Genomic DNA, 15,804 nt, shown 5'->3' with positions numbered 1-15,804 from the left:
CGCATAAACACCCTAGATGTCGGGTCCCGCGTGATTAATTACCCGTTTATTAAATAACTCGGGCCGCTTAATTTGCCATTCCTTCATCGCTGAGATCGGCGACTGATGGTGCAGTGCCTTCTGGGGGATATGGTGATTGTAAAGCCAATTGTAGCGCTTCAGTGTCTGCTCCAAATCCTCGCCTGATTCATACCGACGGGTGGCGAGAACGTCGCTAATACGGCCATTGAAGCGCTCTACCATGCCATTCGTCTGAGGTCGCCCAGGTTTGATCAGACGGTGCTCAATGCCTTTCTTTTGGCACACTTGGTCGAAAGGATGGCGGCCACTCGGTTGTCGCTCACCCGCCCGCGTGAAGCGGTCCGTGAACGATTTACCATTGTCGGTCAGCACCGTCTGGATCTTGAACGGCACCTTCTCTTCTACACGCGTCATGAACGCTTGCGCATCCTTGGAAGCTTGGCTGTTCCTGACCTCTAAATACACCCAGCGAGTGGCCCGATCAATGGCAACGTACAAGTAGCGTTTCTGCTGTTCATCAGGCATCTGCGGGAGATGCTTGATATCGATGTGTACATAACCCGGCTCATAATCCTTAAACGGCTTGTGCCGGGGCTTACCGTCATCGCCAGCATCTTGTCGGGCGAGTTCCGCCAGTGTCTGCACCTCGCGCCGCTTGAGCATACGGTGCAGTGCTGAGCGTGACAAACGAGGATTCAAAAACTCGCGTGCCACAATTAATAGGTCATCCAAGCCAAGGCGCAGAAATTCACGAGCAGCGATCACAATTTCTTCCTGCTCAGGCGTCAGGGTAGCGAGCAGATTACGCCGCGTGTGCGGTCGGTCATGAACATCGTCACGGTATCGCCAGCGCCGGATCGTCGAATCGGTCACGTTAAACTGGCGCGCCAATTCACTATCACTGATATTGGCAGGTGCTGCTTGAATCTCAGCACGGATTTTGGGTGTCGTGGTCGCTTGCTTATGCAGTTTGATGTCCATAGACCTGCTCCCGGATGCATTGCTGTAGAAGCTCTCTAGCGGCCAATAGAGGATAACTTCTATAGCTCATGTGATCATCAGGGACCCCACACCTAGAAGTTAAATTTACTCTGAGGTCAGAATTTTAGACTTATGAATTATTCATTGAGTCAATGGATCGACAAACTTGGCAGCCCTAGCTCTTTCAAATATGTGTTATGTGTCTCAGTTGACTTGGCGATACGTTGATCAATCTCTGTTAACTTTTTATGCACTTCGTCTAAGTGAATCTCTTTTTCTGCCTCTGCGGTGCTGACATAGCGGGAGATATTGAGGTTGTAATCATTTTTTTCGATCTCCTCCATACCCACCCGGCGTGCGTAGCGCTCTTCTTCCTTACGGTATCGGTAAGTACCGACAATTTGGTCGATGTGCTCAGGTAACAGGTAATTCTGACGCTTACCCTTTTCAAAGTGCTCAGAAGAGGCTGCGTTTATAAACAACACATCGTTCGGCTTTTTGCACTTTTTCAGTACCAGAATACAGACGGGAATACCGGTAGAGAAAAACAGATTGGACGGCAAACCGATAACCGTATCGATATGGCCATCCTTCAGTAGCTTGGTGCGTATACGCGACTCTGCGCCGCCACGGAATAGCACGCCATGGGGCAAAATGATGGCCATGGTGCCTTCGTCGCCGAGGAAGTGAAAACCATGCAGTAAAAAAGCAAAATCTGCCGCTGACTTGGGCGCAAGACCATGGCTTTTGAAGCGAAAATCTTCCCCCATGACCTCGTTGGGTTCCCAGCGGTAGCTGAACGGCGGATTAGCCACCACCGCATCACATTGCAGCTTTTTGGCCGGGTTCATCTCGTTGAGGATATCCCAGTCGTTTTCCAGGGTATCGCCGTGATGGATGTTGAACTCGGTATCCTTCAACCCATGCAGCAGCATATTCATACGCGCCAGGTTGTAGGTGGTGATATTGTTTTCCTGGCCGTAAATCATGCCGATGCCGTGCGGCCCCATCTGGTTACGCACATTCAGCAACAAGGATCCTGAGCCACAGGCAAAGTCCAACACGCGGTTGAGCTTTTTCTTTTTACCTGTAGATGGGTCTTGGCTATCCAGCGTTACAATGCGCGAAAGAATGGTAGACACCGATTGCGGGGTATAGAACTCGCCTGCTTTCTTGCCGGAGCCAGCGGCAAACTGGCCGATCAGGTACTCGTAGGCATCGCCCAGAATATCGCTATCGGTGGAGAACTGCGCAATGCCGTCGGCGATTTTGCTGATGATGGTGCAAAGTTTTTTGTTGCGATCCGTGGCGCTTCTGCCCAGCTTTTCCGAGTGCAGATTAATTTCTGAGAATAGCCCCTGGAAGGTACTGGCAAACGACTCGTTCTCAATGTGCTTAAAGCCACGCACCAGGGTTTGCAGCAACTCCGCATCTTGGGTGCGCGCCATCTCGGCAATACTGCTCCACAAGTAATCCGGGTGGATCACATAGTGCATCTTGCGGCGCATCTGCTTTTCAAACTCCGTCACGTCCTCGGCGTTATCCCGATACCAAACAGACAGAGGCGCTCGGCGGTCATCTGCCTCCAGTTTTGGATAATCAGAACCCAGCTCTTTTTTAGCGGCGGCTTCGTAGTTATCAGACAAATAACGCAAAAACAAAAACGACAGCATATAGTCGCGAAAATCATCGGCGTTCATCGCGCCGCGTAGATCGTCGGCAATGCCCCAGAGGGTTTTACCCAGTTGGCTAAGTTGTTCTTTGGTCATGGGTTACTGCTCTCTTGAGTCGGTGCTGGAAAAAGTTCCGGGTTAAAACGATAGTTTTCCATAAAATCCCTCAGGATTTTACGAAAATAATCCTTGTTCTCGGGCAGCATATTTTGAGGCTCGTAGAGCGAGTAATTGCCATGACTAAGCACATTCACCAGCCGGGCATGAAGGATACCGTCTGGGTCATCACTGCCCTGTTTGATGCAAGCAGAAAAGTTTCTGAAGCCGTGAAATGTGGCGGTTTTCTCCAGAATGTTTCGTAGAATATTGAAGTGATAAGTATAAATCTCGCCTGACTCCGCAGCCCCATGCAGCTGTTTCAATAAAGCAACATGATGGTAACGCGGTGTCTCACCGGTATCTGTCAATAGATAGCTGCCTATTTCCTTACTAAGAAAATACTTCTCGGCGTTACCGAGTTCATTGCACATCACATTAAAAAACAGGTGATGATGCGAGGAAATAACCGTCTTAATTTTACCACTGCCGCTCTTTAACAACTGTGCCAAGTGGCTGGCAACAGCGATGGCGTTGTTGTCGTCCAACGATGAAATGGGATCGTCAATGTAGATATAGTCCACCCAGTCATAGGCTTCTTGTTCGTCCACTGCCAATTGAGCTACCGCCAAAAAAAAGCACCAGATAAATATATTTTCTTCACCCCGTGATACCTTTATATGTTCCAGGGTTTCCGTGTGCTCACTCGTTGCCCGCACCTCGCGGGTAAAATTTACCGTAGCCTGCTCATAATCAATATAAAAATCAAAATCTGCATAGCGTCGCAATAGCGGACGGATACGATTTTCCATTTCCAGCTCTTGCAGACCGCTGAAAAAGCGCGAATCGGTGTTCATTCTTAACACGCGCCGTGCACCACCATCTAAGTCGTTATCCCAACTAAATAGGTCTTCAGTGAAAGCGTTGAAGTAGAGAGTATCGCGCACCTCCTCCTCGTCATTACCTACTTTTCCGATCATTTTGAAGTTCATCGAAAGGCGTGTTTTCCCCGTTCCATTGTATGCAAACAGTAGGATGTACTTTTTCTGCTCTAATCGCTGTCGCAGATACGTCGCAAGCACCGAGAGATTGTCGAAAGATTGGCTGGTCATCACTCTTCTCTTCCATCCATAATATGCCAAGCTTTACGATAGACACTGCCTGTAGTACCGAGTGCTGCCATCCATTCCTCTTCTGGCAATACGGTGAGCCGCTGACGGATGGATGGCAAGGATTCTCCAGCTTTCAAGTTCAACGCCTGCGCCAAGGGTGCTGCCGCCCGGCGAGGAACGCCGAGTAGACGCAACGTGATGGCCTCGTCTGTGGAAACGCCGTAGAAGACCTGTGAAGGAAGGTTGGCCAGCCTACTGCGTTCTTCGTCCGGCAAATCCGAGGCTGTTATTGCCATTAACGCGTTCAAACCCCAGGAAGAGGTTTGTGCGAGCTTTCCAAAAAGGTTCTGCCCGCATTTAGTCAAGGCGGTTACGTCATCATCACCTTCTTTTTGGAAATGGCGTGTGGCGATTGTTGTCAACTCTTCACCATTCACCCAATCCTTCAAAATAAGCGCCAGCTTATCCCCGTCATGTGTTTTGCCACCCAGAACGGCTTCCAGATTGCCGCGCAGCTCAGGAACTCGTAACAGTACGCCCATCATGTCTTGAAGGGTATGGTCACCTTGACTGAACAAGCGCTCTCGATTCCATGAATCAGGGCCGATATCGCCGCGATGCGTCATCACTGTGCGAATGCTCTGCAGAGAAAAACCTGTGCTATCCACCAGCTTCAAGGGTTGTTGAGGACTTGCAATATAAGAAACATAACTCCGAATGCCGCCCAATAATTGGCTGGCTATTCGGCTATTCGATGTCCGCAGCTTTTCAAAGCCCAGCGTTCCCCGTAAAACTTGCTCAATTTGGTCGGCAAAGTTGGCCGGTGCTCCCATTTGTCGATAGGTATGCACAAGGTATTGAAGAAAGCTCGACCATTCTGGATGGCGATAAACGATTCCACCTAAATCGGAAAGCTCTTCTGCAGTGGTTTGCGCAAGCTGGATCAATGCAGAATTCAGGTCTCCCGTAGCACGACAAATAAAATCTCGGCGTTGTGCCACTTCATTTTCATCTTTAGCCACCAGTGCCACTACGCCAAGCTGGCCTTGGGAAACACGACCGGCTCGCCCAGCGATATTCCAGAAATCTTCCGGCGGCATCGATTGACCATAGGGGTAGGCTGTGGCGGCCATAACCACTCCGCTAACAGGAAAGTTCACACCCTGAGCAATGGTGGTAGTAGCCACCAGCACATCGAGTTTCCCTTTCTCAAACAGCCATTCCATCAGCATGCGTATTTCTTCGGGTAATCCACCGTGGTGCACGCCCACACCATGCGAGAGCAGATCAACCAAAGGAAATTGAGAGCCTAATTCGGCTGCCACATAGTTTTGTACAAAACGCACGTCGTCAGACAGTTCTTGGATCCGTTCGGATTTTATTTTTTCGGCAAGCTTCCAAACGTAATCCGGTCGATTGTGCATAGCAATCACGGGGCCACGCACTTTGAGCTTACGCGCTGCGATGGCAGCTAAAGTACCCACATCTTTTGATTTCGACAGTGTGCTAGCCAGCTCACCCTCTTTGCCCAATGAAAACGTATCATCCAAGTCGATGGTATGGCGAGAGGTATGCACCGTTTGGAAATCCAATCGATAATTACGGCTGCGGCCTTTCAGGGCACCATCATCCACCGGACTAACGATACCAATGGCGCGGTCATTAGGCTGCCAATCCACGCCCAGGCTAATGTCTTCCGCATTTTGTCCGCCCAGCCAGCGGGCCACTTCGCGGGCATTTTGAATAAAAGGCGTGAGCAGTAAAAACTGGGCATCACGACATTCTCGGTTAATGGTAGCCAGTAACAGCTCCAGCCGCAGGCCTCGCTCACCCTCTTGAATGGTGTGCGCCTCATCGACCACAACCAGCGTCAAGGGGCGGCCAATCTGTTCCTCCCAACCCTGGCGCAACATCAAATCGAACTTTTCAGGCGTAGCGACGAGTATTCGAAACTGCGTATCCTCTTGCGCCTCCATTAGCATGCCGGATTCGACACCGTCGATTTCCATCGCCGGGCTGACTCGCTCAACGGGCAAACTCAGTGACTGAAAATCACGGCGTAGTTGCCGTGTCACTTGATTGACCAAGGCGCGCGTGGGTGCCAGGTAAGCTACCCAACCTTTACGGTCTTCAAACTGGTTCAGCGCCTGCAGCATGCGGAACTGGGCAATCAGTGTTTTACCGCTGGAGGTGGGTAAGCTCACCACCACTGCGCGGCGGCTGGAACCCAGCAAACCACGCTCAGCCAGCGTGCGGCGTTGTGGAGGCAGCACATCGAACAGGGCTCGGTCACCACGCCCCCGGCTCACCAACTCACGCACAAACTCCGTCACCCGAGAATTCACCGCTCGTGTCACCGTCCACAAAGCGTTATCTGCCATCTGAGCAGCAGCGCGCGCTAGCAATCGGATGAGCGGCCCCAGCTCAATGAGCTGCGCGGCCTCACAGGCTTCGATAGCACGATCAAAGTGGGAGTCGAGCAAAGGCTGAATCTGGTGGCTGCCGTCCACCACACCATCAGTGATGTAATGGGCCAAGACATCCGCCGCTTTTGCCAAGTGGTAAATGGCGATCAGTTCCAGCGCCGAACGCTTGGCCTGTAAAGGTTCAAAGGCGTTCAGGTACTCTCGCTCGAATACCTGCTGTGCAGTGCGCAGCGCTGCTACTCGCTCAAGCACAGTATCGCGGTCTTGCCAGCCTTTTTTACGCACCAACCGCAGCCATACGTCAGTAAGCGTGGCCCGGCAGCGTTCACCCCAATCCGCCGCATCCTGCGGCATAGTGGGCCATTGTTGCGCCTCGCCCAGAGCGCGCAGCCAGCGGGCAGCATCGGCACCTCGGTCGCCAAGCACAGCGAGTACCGAAGCCCTTAACAAATGGGTGCCTGCCGCCATCGAGTTAGTGGGGATTGGTAACATCCGTAATAGGCGAAAGGCATCCCCCGCCGCTTGGCGTGACAACTGGCGACGGTCGAGGTCGTCGGAAAGCCGATCCACCTCTAGGTCCAACACCGCAATTTCCAGCGCAGCAGCCGTATCGCGCAGGGTTTCCACGTCGAAATCGGGCACTTCTCGCCCCATCTCTTGGTAAAACTGCACACGGTCCGCCTCGCGTAAAGCTACGCGCCGCTTTTCGTCCATCGCATCCAATAGCCAGTGGTTCATGTAACACCTCCTTGGCCAACTGCTTGGGGAAGCTGCGCAATGGGCCAAGGCAAATAGAGGGCAACGAGTTGGCAATGGGTTGGGCCACTTAGGCTGCTTGCCAAACGACGGCCACGGGCGCTCAAATCAGATTCGCGGGCTTCTTGGTCTCGAACCAGGATTCCAAACAGCACCAGATCACGACGTCCTGAATTAAGGTAGCGCGTACAGGCGGCATTGAATGCTTCCTCGTGCTCAGTATGTTTTACTCGCGGCAAAAGCCACATCAATAACTGATTGATGGTTCCTAGATCGTTGGCCAAAAAGTCAAGCTGGTGAATCATGCCGCTTCTACCGTGCATCACTTGGGGCGGCCATTTGGCTTCAGACGAGCATTTAACCTCCCCCAAGGCTAGACGATGGGAGTCACCGTCGCGCTGAAAGCCAACGATATCCGCTCCAGGGAGCGAGGCAAAGGGATTGCGCTTATCGCGTTCATTATTCCACGGCAGCTTTACCTTATGATGCGTCTCAAGCACAGCCTCTGCGAGTGCTTCGCCCGCTGCCCAGTCCCGTGTTTCCGGCACCTCTGCTGCCAGCACCGTTGCCAGCGTATCCTGCCCCATGCCGGTAAGACTAAGGCCTCGCAAGTGCTCATGCAGGGCCTCACCGCCTGCCGTATCGTTTAGGCGGGCAGCCACAGGCCCTTGCAAAAAAGCTGCCAGTTCAGCGTCGTCTTGCGCGCATTCACCCTGCCAAACCACGCAGCCTGTGGCCGATTGATAGGCAGTATTAGTCTGAAGTAACGGTGGCATTTCTCGACTCATGCGCTGACAGCCTCCGGGCTAGGAAATAACTGTTGCATTAGGCCTTTTTTATGGGCTTTGAGGGCGTCGAGTTTTTCCGTGTGTGCGGCGATCAGTGTGTCGAGGGATGAAAGGCAGCCGGCCATTTTTTGTTGTTCTGCCACTGATGGGAGTGGGATATCCATTTGTTTCAGGTGTGTAGGGCCAAAGTGTTTTATTCCTCCACCAACTGCCGCAGCAGCGGCTTGTCTCTTAAAGCACGGACTTCCAAGAAAAGCCTTGAGGTAACCCAGATAAAGCATGTCACATCTAGGTCTGAATCGAATAAGTCCAGTGTAAAATACCGCATCAGCAGTTTCGTTAGTTACAATAGCTATGAGCCCAAAGGTCGCGCTTGTTGAAATTACTAGATCATTAATCTTAAGTCGAAAATGTGACCATTTCTGCGCGACCTTTTCAGGGTCCAAGTAATTGCACCCATCAAGAGTGACGACTTCTCCACTTACACCGGCCAGCCTAACAAGTGGTACACCTTCATCACGAAAATCAACGGCCATAATCCCTGGTCCTTCCTGAAAGAAAGTAACCTCAGACAAGTTGGCTATATCCCATGTTTCCTTCCTTAAGAAGCGCAGGCGAGGATTGATTTCACCCTCGCGGGGGAAAAGCTGCTGCATCAGTCCTTTTTTATGAGTTTTAAGAGCATCGAGTTTTTCCGCTTGCGCTGAGATCAACGCACCGAGCAACGAGAGGCAATCAGCGATTTTTTTTTGTTCTTTCGGGCATGGTACTGCAAGGGAATATTCCTTCATCAAGGAAACATCTCCCCTTGGCATTTTTACGCCCTTTGCTCCTTTCATTACGTAGTCTATGAAAGAATCACTTCTCAGGAGCGAAGATAAAAATGAGCCTATTATCCCTTTCATTGGACGCACAACAACCACATCATTTGATGCAGCGCCATTCCTATCCGCTACCCATATTTTTTTCAAATATGGGCGGATGTTGGCGATCAATATGTCTTCAGGTTTATAGCTTGTAAATGAACCCGAAGGTGGGAGCTTAGATGCACCTTTTATGCCACCAAAATCTGGCAATATATTCTCAGTACTAACATAACTATCTAACTCCAAATTATTGACTGAAACTCGTTTCTTAACAAAACTTGATATGTCTTTGTCACCAAGCTTTTTAACCACCCATTCCCCCGAGTCCCGGAATTCAGGAAAGCGCAGACTGGGCACCAATGCTTGCTCTTCGCTCATTTCTCTTCCAGACCGTCAGGATTTTGAATTGCTTTCTTTTCGGCTGTTGTCAGGCGGCGCTCCACCTTTTTCACGTCTTCAGCGGGTGGCAGGCTTTCCGGGCGGATGCCACGGTCAATCAGGGTTTGGCGCACGGCTTGGTTATTGGTGACATGCTCTTGCGAAATTTGGGGCTCGCGAGTCATCGACTGTTCACGGGCATTGTGAATAGTAATCTCTGTGGCAAAGTCTTTGGCTTTGAGAATAATCGTAGGGGCGAAATCCGCTAGCGGGCGATTATCTGGGACCTGCCATTGGGCTTTCATCGACTTGGTATTTTTGCCGAACAAGGCGGTATCACCTTTGCTACGGATCAAAGCAAAATTCTGGTTGCCGCCGGTTTGTTCAAAGATAATATCCGACAGTTCTTTCTCCGTGGCAGATAACTTCTTGCGCGCTGACACCCGCTCAGCTTCCAGCAAGCGCTGCTCTATCAACTCTGCCTTGCGAGTTTGCATGGCAAAGTAGGTTTGGGCGAAAGCAATTTCCTGTTTTCTTGGGTCACCGTTTTGAGCAATGAGATAGCAGGCATAGCGTGTCAGCATAATGTCACTGATCTCGCGCTGGCTGCCGGAGCCAAGCTCGACCATTTTCCCGACGTCGGCAAAATGGTCAGCGATTGCATGACCAGAGAGCTCGCAGGCGGTTTTGGCTTTAGATATCACAGCCTGAAAATTGTCCCACTTGCCATAGCCAAGAAGGTGCTGCAAATCTCTTGCCAGCCAGAACTCCACGCCGTTTTCTGTCTGCTGGGCGTGCCCTTCGAAACTGTCCGTCAGCGTTTGAATTACTTCATTTTTCATGATGTGCTCCCCAGTTACTATTCATACGCCGCCAACCCAGAAATCTCACGTCCTTGCGCTTGTTTTTGCAAAAAGGGCACCAGCTCTTCCATCAATGCCAGCTCTGCTTTTGTGCGATCTTTCCAACCCAATTCCAGCGGTTCAAACAAGTCACTTAGGTGCTCACCGTCAAAAATCATTCGGTCGAAGATAGCTTCAACAAAGGCTTTAAGCGTATCCGCCTGTAAGCCGTGCCTGTCAGCCATTTCACTCAACTCACTGTCAGCCTTTTGTGCCTTGAAGGCTTGGTAGCCGTCACGGATGGCCTGCTCGCTCAACCCCTCTCCTGCTTGCAGGCTATTAATGTAGGCGACAATCTCATCGCGCTCGTCCATCAGGTTGCTGCTCGCGGTCAGCATGTTGACCAACTGATCGCGGCTCATGGTTTGCTTGCCAGGTGTATTTTGGCTGTAGCGTGCGATGAGCCCCATGATGTAGTCGTAGTCAATAACTGCTGAAGAGAAGAGCACGAACTCGAAGTCAAGCTGTTCGATGGCTTCCTGTGCTTCACTGGACTCTTCGCCGCTCTTACCCTGCTGAGCCTTAAGGCGCTGGGCAGTTTCCAGGTACGAACTTCGTAGAGAACGCAGATCATCTTCAGGCAAAAGGGTATTAATTTTTTCTCTTTGCGCTTCATCCAGGTCGGTGTACTGGTCGAGTTGTGTTCTAAGGCGCTGCACTTCCTTAAAGCGGTTAATGAATTCAATGCGCGCCGTATCGCCCTTTAAGTTATAGGGAGCATGGGGTTCACAAACCAGACCACTTTGCTCCATAAACTCACCCATCGCCGCTACCGCTTCTTCATATTTTTCAATAATCTGGGGCGCTGGATCTACCAGCCATATTTCGCGAGAGTGGTTCTTGTCCTCGCCGGAGAACAGCGCAATGGCGGCGTCTACTGACGCTTCCTGACCACGAAAATCGAGAATATTACCGTAGGGCTTGGTATCGTTAAGTACGCGGTTGGTGCGTGAAAAGGCCTGAATCAGACCGTGGTGCTTGAGATTTTTATCCACATACAGAGTATTGAGGTATTTGGAGTCGAAACCGGTCAGCAGCATATCCACTACGATGGTGATGTCGATTTTGTTTTTGTGCGGATAGTCGCTGTTTGGGTATTGCTGGTCTTTGATGCGCTGCTGCACGTCCTGATAATAAAGGTCGAACTCGTTAATCGTATGGTTGCTGCCGTATTGCGTGTTGTAGTCGTCGATGATGGTTTTGAGCGCTGCTTTCTTTATGTCTGGATCTTGCTGGTTATCGGCTTTCTCTTGGGGCAGGTCTTCTTGCAGTTGCTTAACGTCTTTGTTGCCCTCAGCAGGTGGTGAAAACACGCAAGCGATATTTAATGCTGGGTATGCTGGATCTTGCGCTAGGCGTTCAGCCTGTATCTGCTTGAACAGCTCGTAATACGCAATGGCATGATTGATGGAAGCCGTCGCCAGTATGGCGTTAAAGCGCCGTTGATTGGTGGCGGCATTGTGTTTGTCCAGAATTGCCTCAACGACCGCTTGCTGGGTGACAGTCTCGCTGGGTTTGACCTGGGTTTGCTTTTTGCCCTTACTGGACACCTTGGCCGCTTTTTCAGGTGTTTCCAGGTTCGCGCTTTCGGGCTTGAAATAATCAATATGAAAGCGCAGCACGTTACGGTCATCAATGGCGTGGGTAATGGTATAGGCGTGAAGCCGCTTTTCAAAAATATCCTCGGTGGTTCGGTAGGAACCTACCGTGCCGTCGATCTGCTTGTAGGTGGCGTTGTCTTCAAAAATGGGCGTGCCGGTAAAGCCAAACAGTTGCGCTTTGGGAAAGAACGCTTTGATGGCCTTGTGGTTGTCGCCAAACTGGGAGCGGTGGCATTCATCAAAAATGAACACCATCCGCTTGTCCCGCAATGGCTCTAACCGCTCTTTATAGGTAAGTCGACCACTCTCTTTGTGCTGCTGGTTGCGCTTGCTGTTTTCATCTAATGCCAAGCCCAACTTCTGGATGGTGGTGACAATCACCTTGTCGGCGTAGTCTTCGGAGAGCAGGCGGCGCACCAGGGTTTCTGTATTGGTATTTTCCTCTACACAGCCTTGTTGGAACTTGTTAAATTCCTCACGGGTCTGCCGGTCGAGGTCTTTGCGATCCACGACAAACAGGCATTTTTCAATGTCTGAGTTGTCCTTGAGCAAGGTGGACGCTTTGAAAGAAGTCAGCGTCTTGCCACTGCCGGTGGTGTGCCAGATATAACCGTTGCCCCGGTTTTGGTGAATGCAATCGACAATGGCCTTAACCGCATAGATTTGATAAGGCCGCATGATCATCAGCTTTTGCTCGCTGGCCACCAACACCATATAACGGCTGATCATTTGGCCCAGCGTGCATTTAGCAAGGAACTTTTCGGCGAAGTCATCAAGATGCGTAATCTTAGTATTATCTTCGCTTGCCAGTTGGTAGATGGGCAAAAAGCGCTCATCGGCGTTAAAAGAAAAGTGCTGGCTGTGGTTATTGGCAAAGTAGTAGGTATTACTGCGGTTGCTAACAATAAACAACTGCATAAAGCACAGTAACGTATTGGCGTAGCCGTTACCGGGGTCATTTTTGTACTGGACGATCTGCTCCATCGCACGGCGTGGGTTGATGCTGAGAGTTTTCAACTCAATCTGCGCCACCGGCAGGCCATTGATCAACAGGATCACGTCGTAGCGATGATGGCTATTATCAGTGTTGATTCGCAGCTGGTTAACAACTTCGAAGTCATTTTTGCACCAGTCCTTGAGGTTGACCAGCATGTAATCCAACGGCGTGCCATCTTCGCGCTGAAAATGGCCGTATTCTCGCAGGGATTTGGCGGCCTGAAATACATCGGCATTGATAATATCATCGCGTAGCCGGGCGAACTCAGCATCGGTGAGCCGCACATAATTAAGCGCCTCGAATTTTTCGCGGAAGTTTTGTTCTAAGCTGGCCTTATCACAGATATCGGGCCGATAGGTATATTTGAGCTCATCGAGTTTTTTTAAGAGGCTCTGCTCGATGTCGCGTTCTTTAAGTGTCATCCTTTTCCCTTTTCCACGTTGACCACCACAATATCAGCGTATCAAGGCCAACCTCGAATGTGCTTTACAACAAACACGCAAAAGTAAAACTATCAGCCATGCTGCCCCCGCTCGGGAATTACCAGGTTGGCAAAGTTGCAGGGCTTATGGCGGCTGTCGAGCTGTTCGGCGAGAACGCCGTCCCAGCCGGTGCGGCAGGCGCCAGTGGAGCCTGGCAGGCAAAAAATCACCGTGGCATTAGCGAGCCCGCCGAGGCAGCGGCTTTGGATGGTGGAGCTGCCGATCTCCTCGCCGCTAAGCAGGCGAAACCGCTCACCAAAACCTTCGATGCGCTTGTCTAGCAGCACAGACACCGCCTCGGGCGTGGAGTCTCGGCCGGTAAAGCCGGTGCCGCCGGTGGTGATAATCACCTGCACCTCGGGGTCGGCGATCCAGGCTGCCACTAGCGCGCGAATCTGGTAAACATCGTCCGCCACGATACGCTTTTCCGCCACACGGTGGCCGGCACTCGTGGCGCGCTCGACCAGCGCTTGGCCGCTGCGGTCAGTCTCTTCCGTGCGGGTATCGGAGATGGTCAGCACCGCCACGTTTAACGGGATCATTTCCTCGCTCATGGCATTACTCCTTTTGACTTTGAGAACGGGCTTTTTTCTGCGCTTGGCGGGCGTCGAAAGCTTCTAACTGCTCGGGCGTGGCAGGCGTTTGGTATTTCTCTTTCCACTCGCTGTAGGGCATACCGTAGACGTACTCGCGGGCCTCTTCGTAGTTCAGGCTTTCGCCCCGCGCGTCGGCAGCGCTGACGAGCCATTTGGACAAGCAGTTACGGCAGAAATCGGCCAGAATCATCAGGTCGATGTTCTGAACATCCTTATTGTCATCTAGGTGTTGGAGTAGGCGGCGAAAAGCGGCGGCTTCGAGCTCAGTACGGGTCGCATCATCAAACTGCTGCATTGTGACTCCTGAGATTCATAAAGGCTAAGGCGCTGTGCATCAGCTGCATAAAGCATAACAAAAGACACCGCCCGTAGGCGGTGTCAAAGGTCAACAAAATCGTACCTAAGGGAGGAATTTAGCTTGGCTGTGATGGTGCTGTGTCACCCGTCCCCTTAGTGCCTTTTTGCGCGGCAACTTCCTCTTCGGAAAGCGCCTGATCCTTGACCTCGTCGTACCAAAGGTTGTGGTGCTCTTTGGCCCAGGTTTCATCTACGTAACCGGTGGTCATGGCTTCCAGCGAGCCTTCGGTGCCAAGTGTGCCGATATAGATATGCCCCAGCGACACCGCCGTTAAGCCGAGTGCACCCACCGCATGAATGATATTGGCCCACTGCATAGTGTCGCGCCCCTGGCCATAGTTGGGGAAATCGAGTACAAAGCCACTGGCGATCACCAGCAACCCGACGGTTGCCAATAACCAGTACCATGCTTTTTCCCCACCGTTGGCAAAGCCGGCATCCACATGGCCCTTGCCGATTAAGCCGCCGCCTTTCTTGAACCATTCCAAGTCATGCTTTTTCGGCATGTTGTCTTTGAGCAGTTTGAGCAGCAGCACCACCAGCAAGATCCCGAAGATGGGCCCCAGGTAGTTGTGTAGCAACTTGGAGCCGGAAATCATGCTCGCCCAGAAAGCATCGCCAAACAGCGTGCGGAACACAAACTTGCCATACAGCAAGTTTAAGCCCGTGAGCGCCAGCACGATAAAAAGCGACGCCACTGTCCAGTGTAGCGAGCGTATAAACAGCGACCAGCGAAAGAGTTTTTTTCCGGTACGTTCCTCATCTAGGTGCTTACTCCCGATGATAAGGTAGAACAGCGTGATTACCCCGGCCATCCCTAGCACCACGATCAACCCATAGGGCGACACCCAGCGGTTACGCAGCTGGCGCCAGGTTTCACCGCTGGCATTGATCAAATTGTAATTGCTGTCAGCACGCGAATCACGGTAGTTAGCACCGGTTTCACCGCTGCGCACTTGACGCCATTGATCCGCATCAATGGCAGGGGCGGCAGTGGTCATCTCGCGTTCAGGGTCGGCCTGAGCCATCGCAAGCTGGGTAAAACCCACGCTTGCCACCAGCGCGAGTGCCAGACACAACCACCGCCATAGGTCTGAACGTATCAGGTTCATGATGGACCTCCTTACCCTTTACGGGCAGCATCATAGGCGAGGTTGTCCGCACTGGCCCGTTGGTTGTTAGACCAGGCACCGTCTTCGTGGCCGCGGTGTACCACACGCTGACGGAAAATGTCGGCCACTTCCTGCGCATCGCCCGCGAGCAGGGCTTTGGTGGAGCACATTTCCGCGCATAGCGGCAACTTGCCTTCGGCAATGCGGTTGGCGCCGTATTTTTCGTACTCTTCTTCTTTGCTTTCCGCCGGGCCGCCAGCGCAGAAGGTGCATTTGTCCATCTTGCCGCGCTCGCCAAAGGCGTTCTGCTGAGGAAACTGTGGCGCGCCGAACGGGCAAGCATAGAGGCAGTAACCACAGCCGATGCACAGGTCTTTATCGTGCAGCACGATGCCGTCATCGGTTTTGTAGAAACAATCGGTCGGGCAGACTGCCATACACGGCGCGTCATCGCAGTGCATACAGGCCACGGAAATCGACATTTCATCGGCTTCGCCGTCGTTTAGGGTTACCACGCGGCGGCGCTGAATGCCCCACTCGACGTCATTGGCGTTTTTACAGGCGGTGACACAACCGTTGCACTCGATGCAGCGCTCTGCGTCACACATAAATTTCATTTGAGCCATGGTGTTCTCCTTTGACGGCGCGGAAATGGCTACC

At 51.9% G+C, this 15,804-nt stretch carries 12 protein-coding genes; all 12 read right to left on the bottom strand.

Annotated elements, in window-relative coordinates:
- Positions 1 to 12: 12 nt before the first annotated feature.
- A complete protein-coding gene (locus HZS81_RS13665; protein WP_179931125.1) occupies positions 13 to 1,002 on the bottom strand; it encodes an IS481 family transposase in 990 nt (329 codons plus the stop codon).
- A 149-nt stretch (positions 1,003 to 1,151) separates the two neighbouring features.
- Positions 1,152 to 2,771 carry a type I restriction-modification system subunit M gene (locus tag HZS81_RS13660; protein ID WP_179931124.1) on the bottom strand — a complete coding sequence of 540 codons (1,620 nt, stop codon included), beginning with the start codon at positions 2,769 to 2,771 and terminating at the stop codon, positions 1,152 to 1,154.
- Entirely contained in the window at positions 2,768 to 3,883 is a 1,116-nt protein-coding gene (locus HZS81_RS13655) for an AAA family ATPase (RefSeq protein ID WP_179931123.1), read from the bottom strand. The genes HZS81_RS13660 and HZS81_RS13655 overlap by 4 nt, the downstream gene beginning before the upstream one ends.
- The gene (locus HZS81_RS13650; protein WP_179931122.1) at positions 3,883 to 7,047 is read right to left on the bottom strand and encodes a DEAD/DEAH box helicase; all 3,165 of its coding nucleotides are present in this window, start codon (positions 7,045 to 7,047) and stop codon (positions 3,883 to 3,885) included. The genes HZS81_RS13655 and HZS81_RS13650 overlap by 1 nt, the downstream gene beginning before the upstream one ends.
- Entirely contained in the window at positions 7,044 to 7,841 is a 798-nt protein-coding gene (locus tag HZS81_RS13645; RefSeq protein WP_179931121.1) for a hypothetical protein, read from the bottom strand. Before HZS81_RS13645 ends, HZS81_RS13650 begins: the two co-directional genes overlap by 4 nt.
- A gap of 8 nt (positions 7,842 to 7,849) precedes the next feature.
- Positions 7,850 to 9,097, bottom strand: coding sequence for a restriction endonuclease subunit S (locus HZS81_RS13640; RefSeq protein ID WP_179931120.1), 1,248 nt, complete (start codon positions 9,095 to 9,097; stop codon positions 7,850 to 7,852).
- On the bottom strand, positions 9,094 to 9,939 hold the full coding sequence (gene dinD / locus HZS81_RS13635) for a DNA damage-inducible protein D (protein ID WP_179931119.1): 846 nt from the start codon (positions 9,937 to 9,939) through the stop codon (positions 9,094 to 9,096). Before dinD ends, HZS81_RS13640 begins: the two co-directional genes overlap by 4 nt.
- Positions 9,940 to 9,956: 17 nt before the next feature.
- Entirely contained in the window at positions 9,957 to 13,019 is a 3,063-nt protein-coding gene (locus tag HZS81_RS13630; protein WP_179931118.1) for a type I restriction endonuclease subunit R, read from the bottom strand.
- Between the two features lie 92 nt (positions 13,020 to 13,111).
- Entirely contained in the window at positions 13,112 to 13,633 is a 522-nt protein-coding gene (gene moaB, locus HZS81_RS13625; protein ID WP_179931117.1) for a molybdenum cofactor biosynthesis protein B, read from the bottom strand.
- A gap of 4 nt (positions 13,634 to 13,637) precedes the next feature.
- Positions 13,638 to 13,970, bottom strand: a complete 333-nt coding sequence (locus tag HZS81_RS13620; RefSeq protein ID WP_179931116.1) for a DUF1244 domain-containing protein — start codon at positions 13,968 to 13,970, stop codon at positions 13,638 to 13,640.
- Between the two features lie 118 nt (positions 13,971 to 14,088).
- Positions 14,089 to 15,144, bottom strand: a complete 1,056-nt coding sequence (locus tag HZS81_RS13615) for a formate dehydrogenase subunit gamma (RefSeq protein ID WP_179931115.1) — start codon at positions 15,142 to 15,144, stop codon at positions 14,089 to 14,091.
- A gap of 11 nt (positions 15,145 to 15,155) precedes the next feature.
- Entirely contained in the window at positions 15,156 to 15,770 is a 615-nt protein-coding gene (gene fdh3B, locus HZS81_RS13610; RefSeq protein WP_179931114.1) for a formate dehydrogenase FDH3 subunit beta, read from the bottom strand.
- Between the last annotated feature and the right edge of the window lie 34 nt (positions 15,771 to 15,804).

Source organism: Vreelandella salicampi (genome assembly GCF_013415105.1).
Taxonomy (GTDB): domain Bacteria; phylum Pseudomonadota; class Gammaproteobacteria; order Pseudomonadales; family Halomonadaceae; genus Vreelandella; species Vreelandella salicampi.
This window is presented reverse-complemented; position numbering and strand designations above follow the sequence as displayed.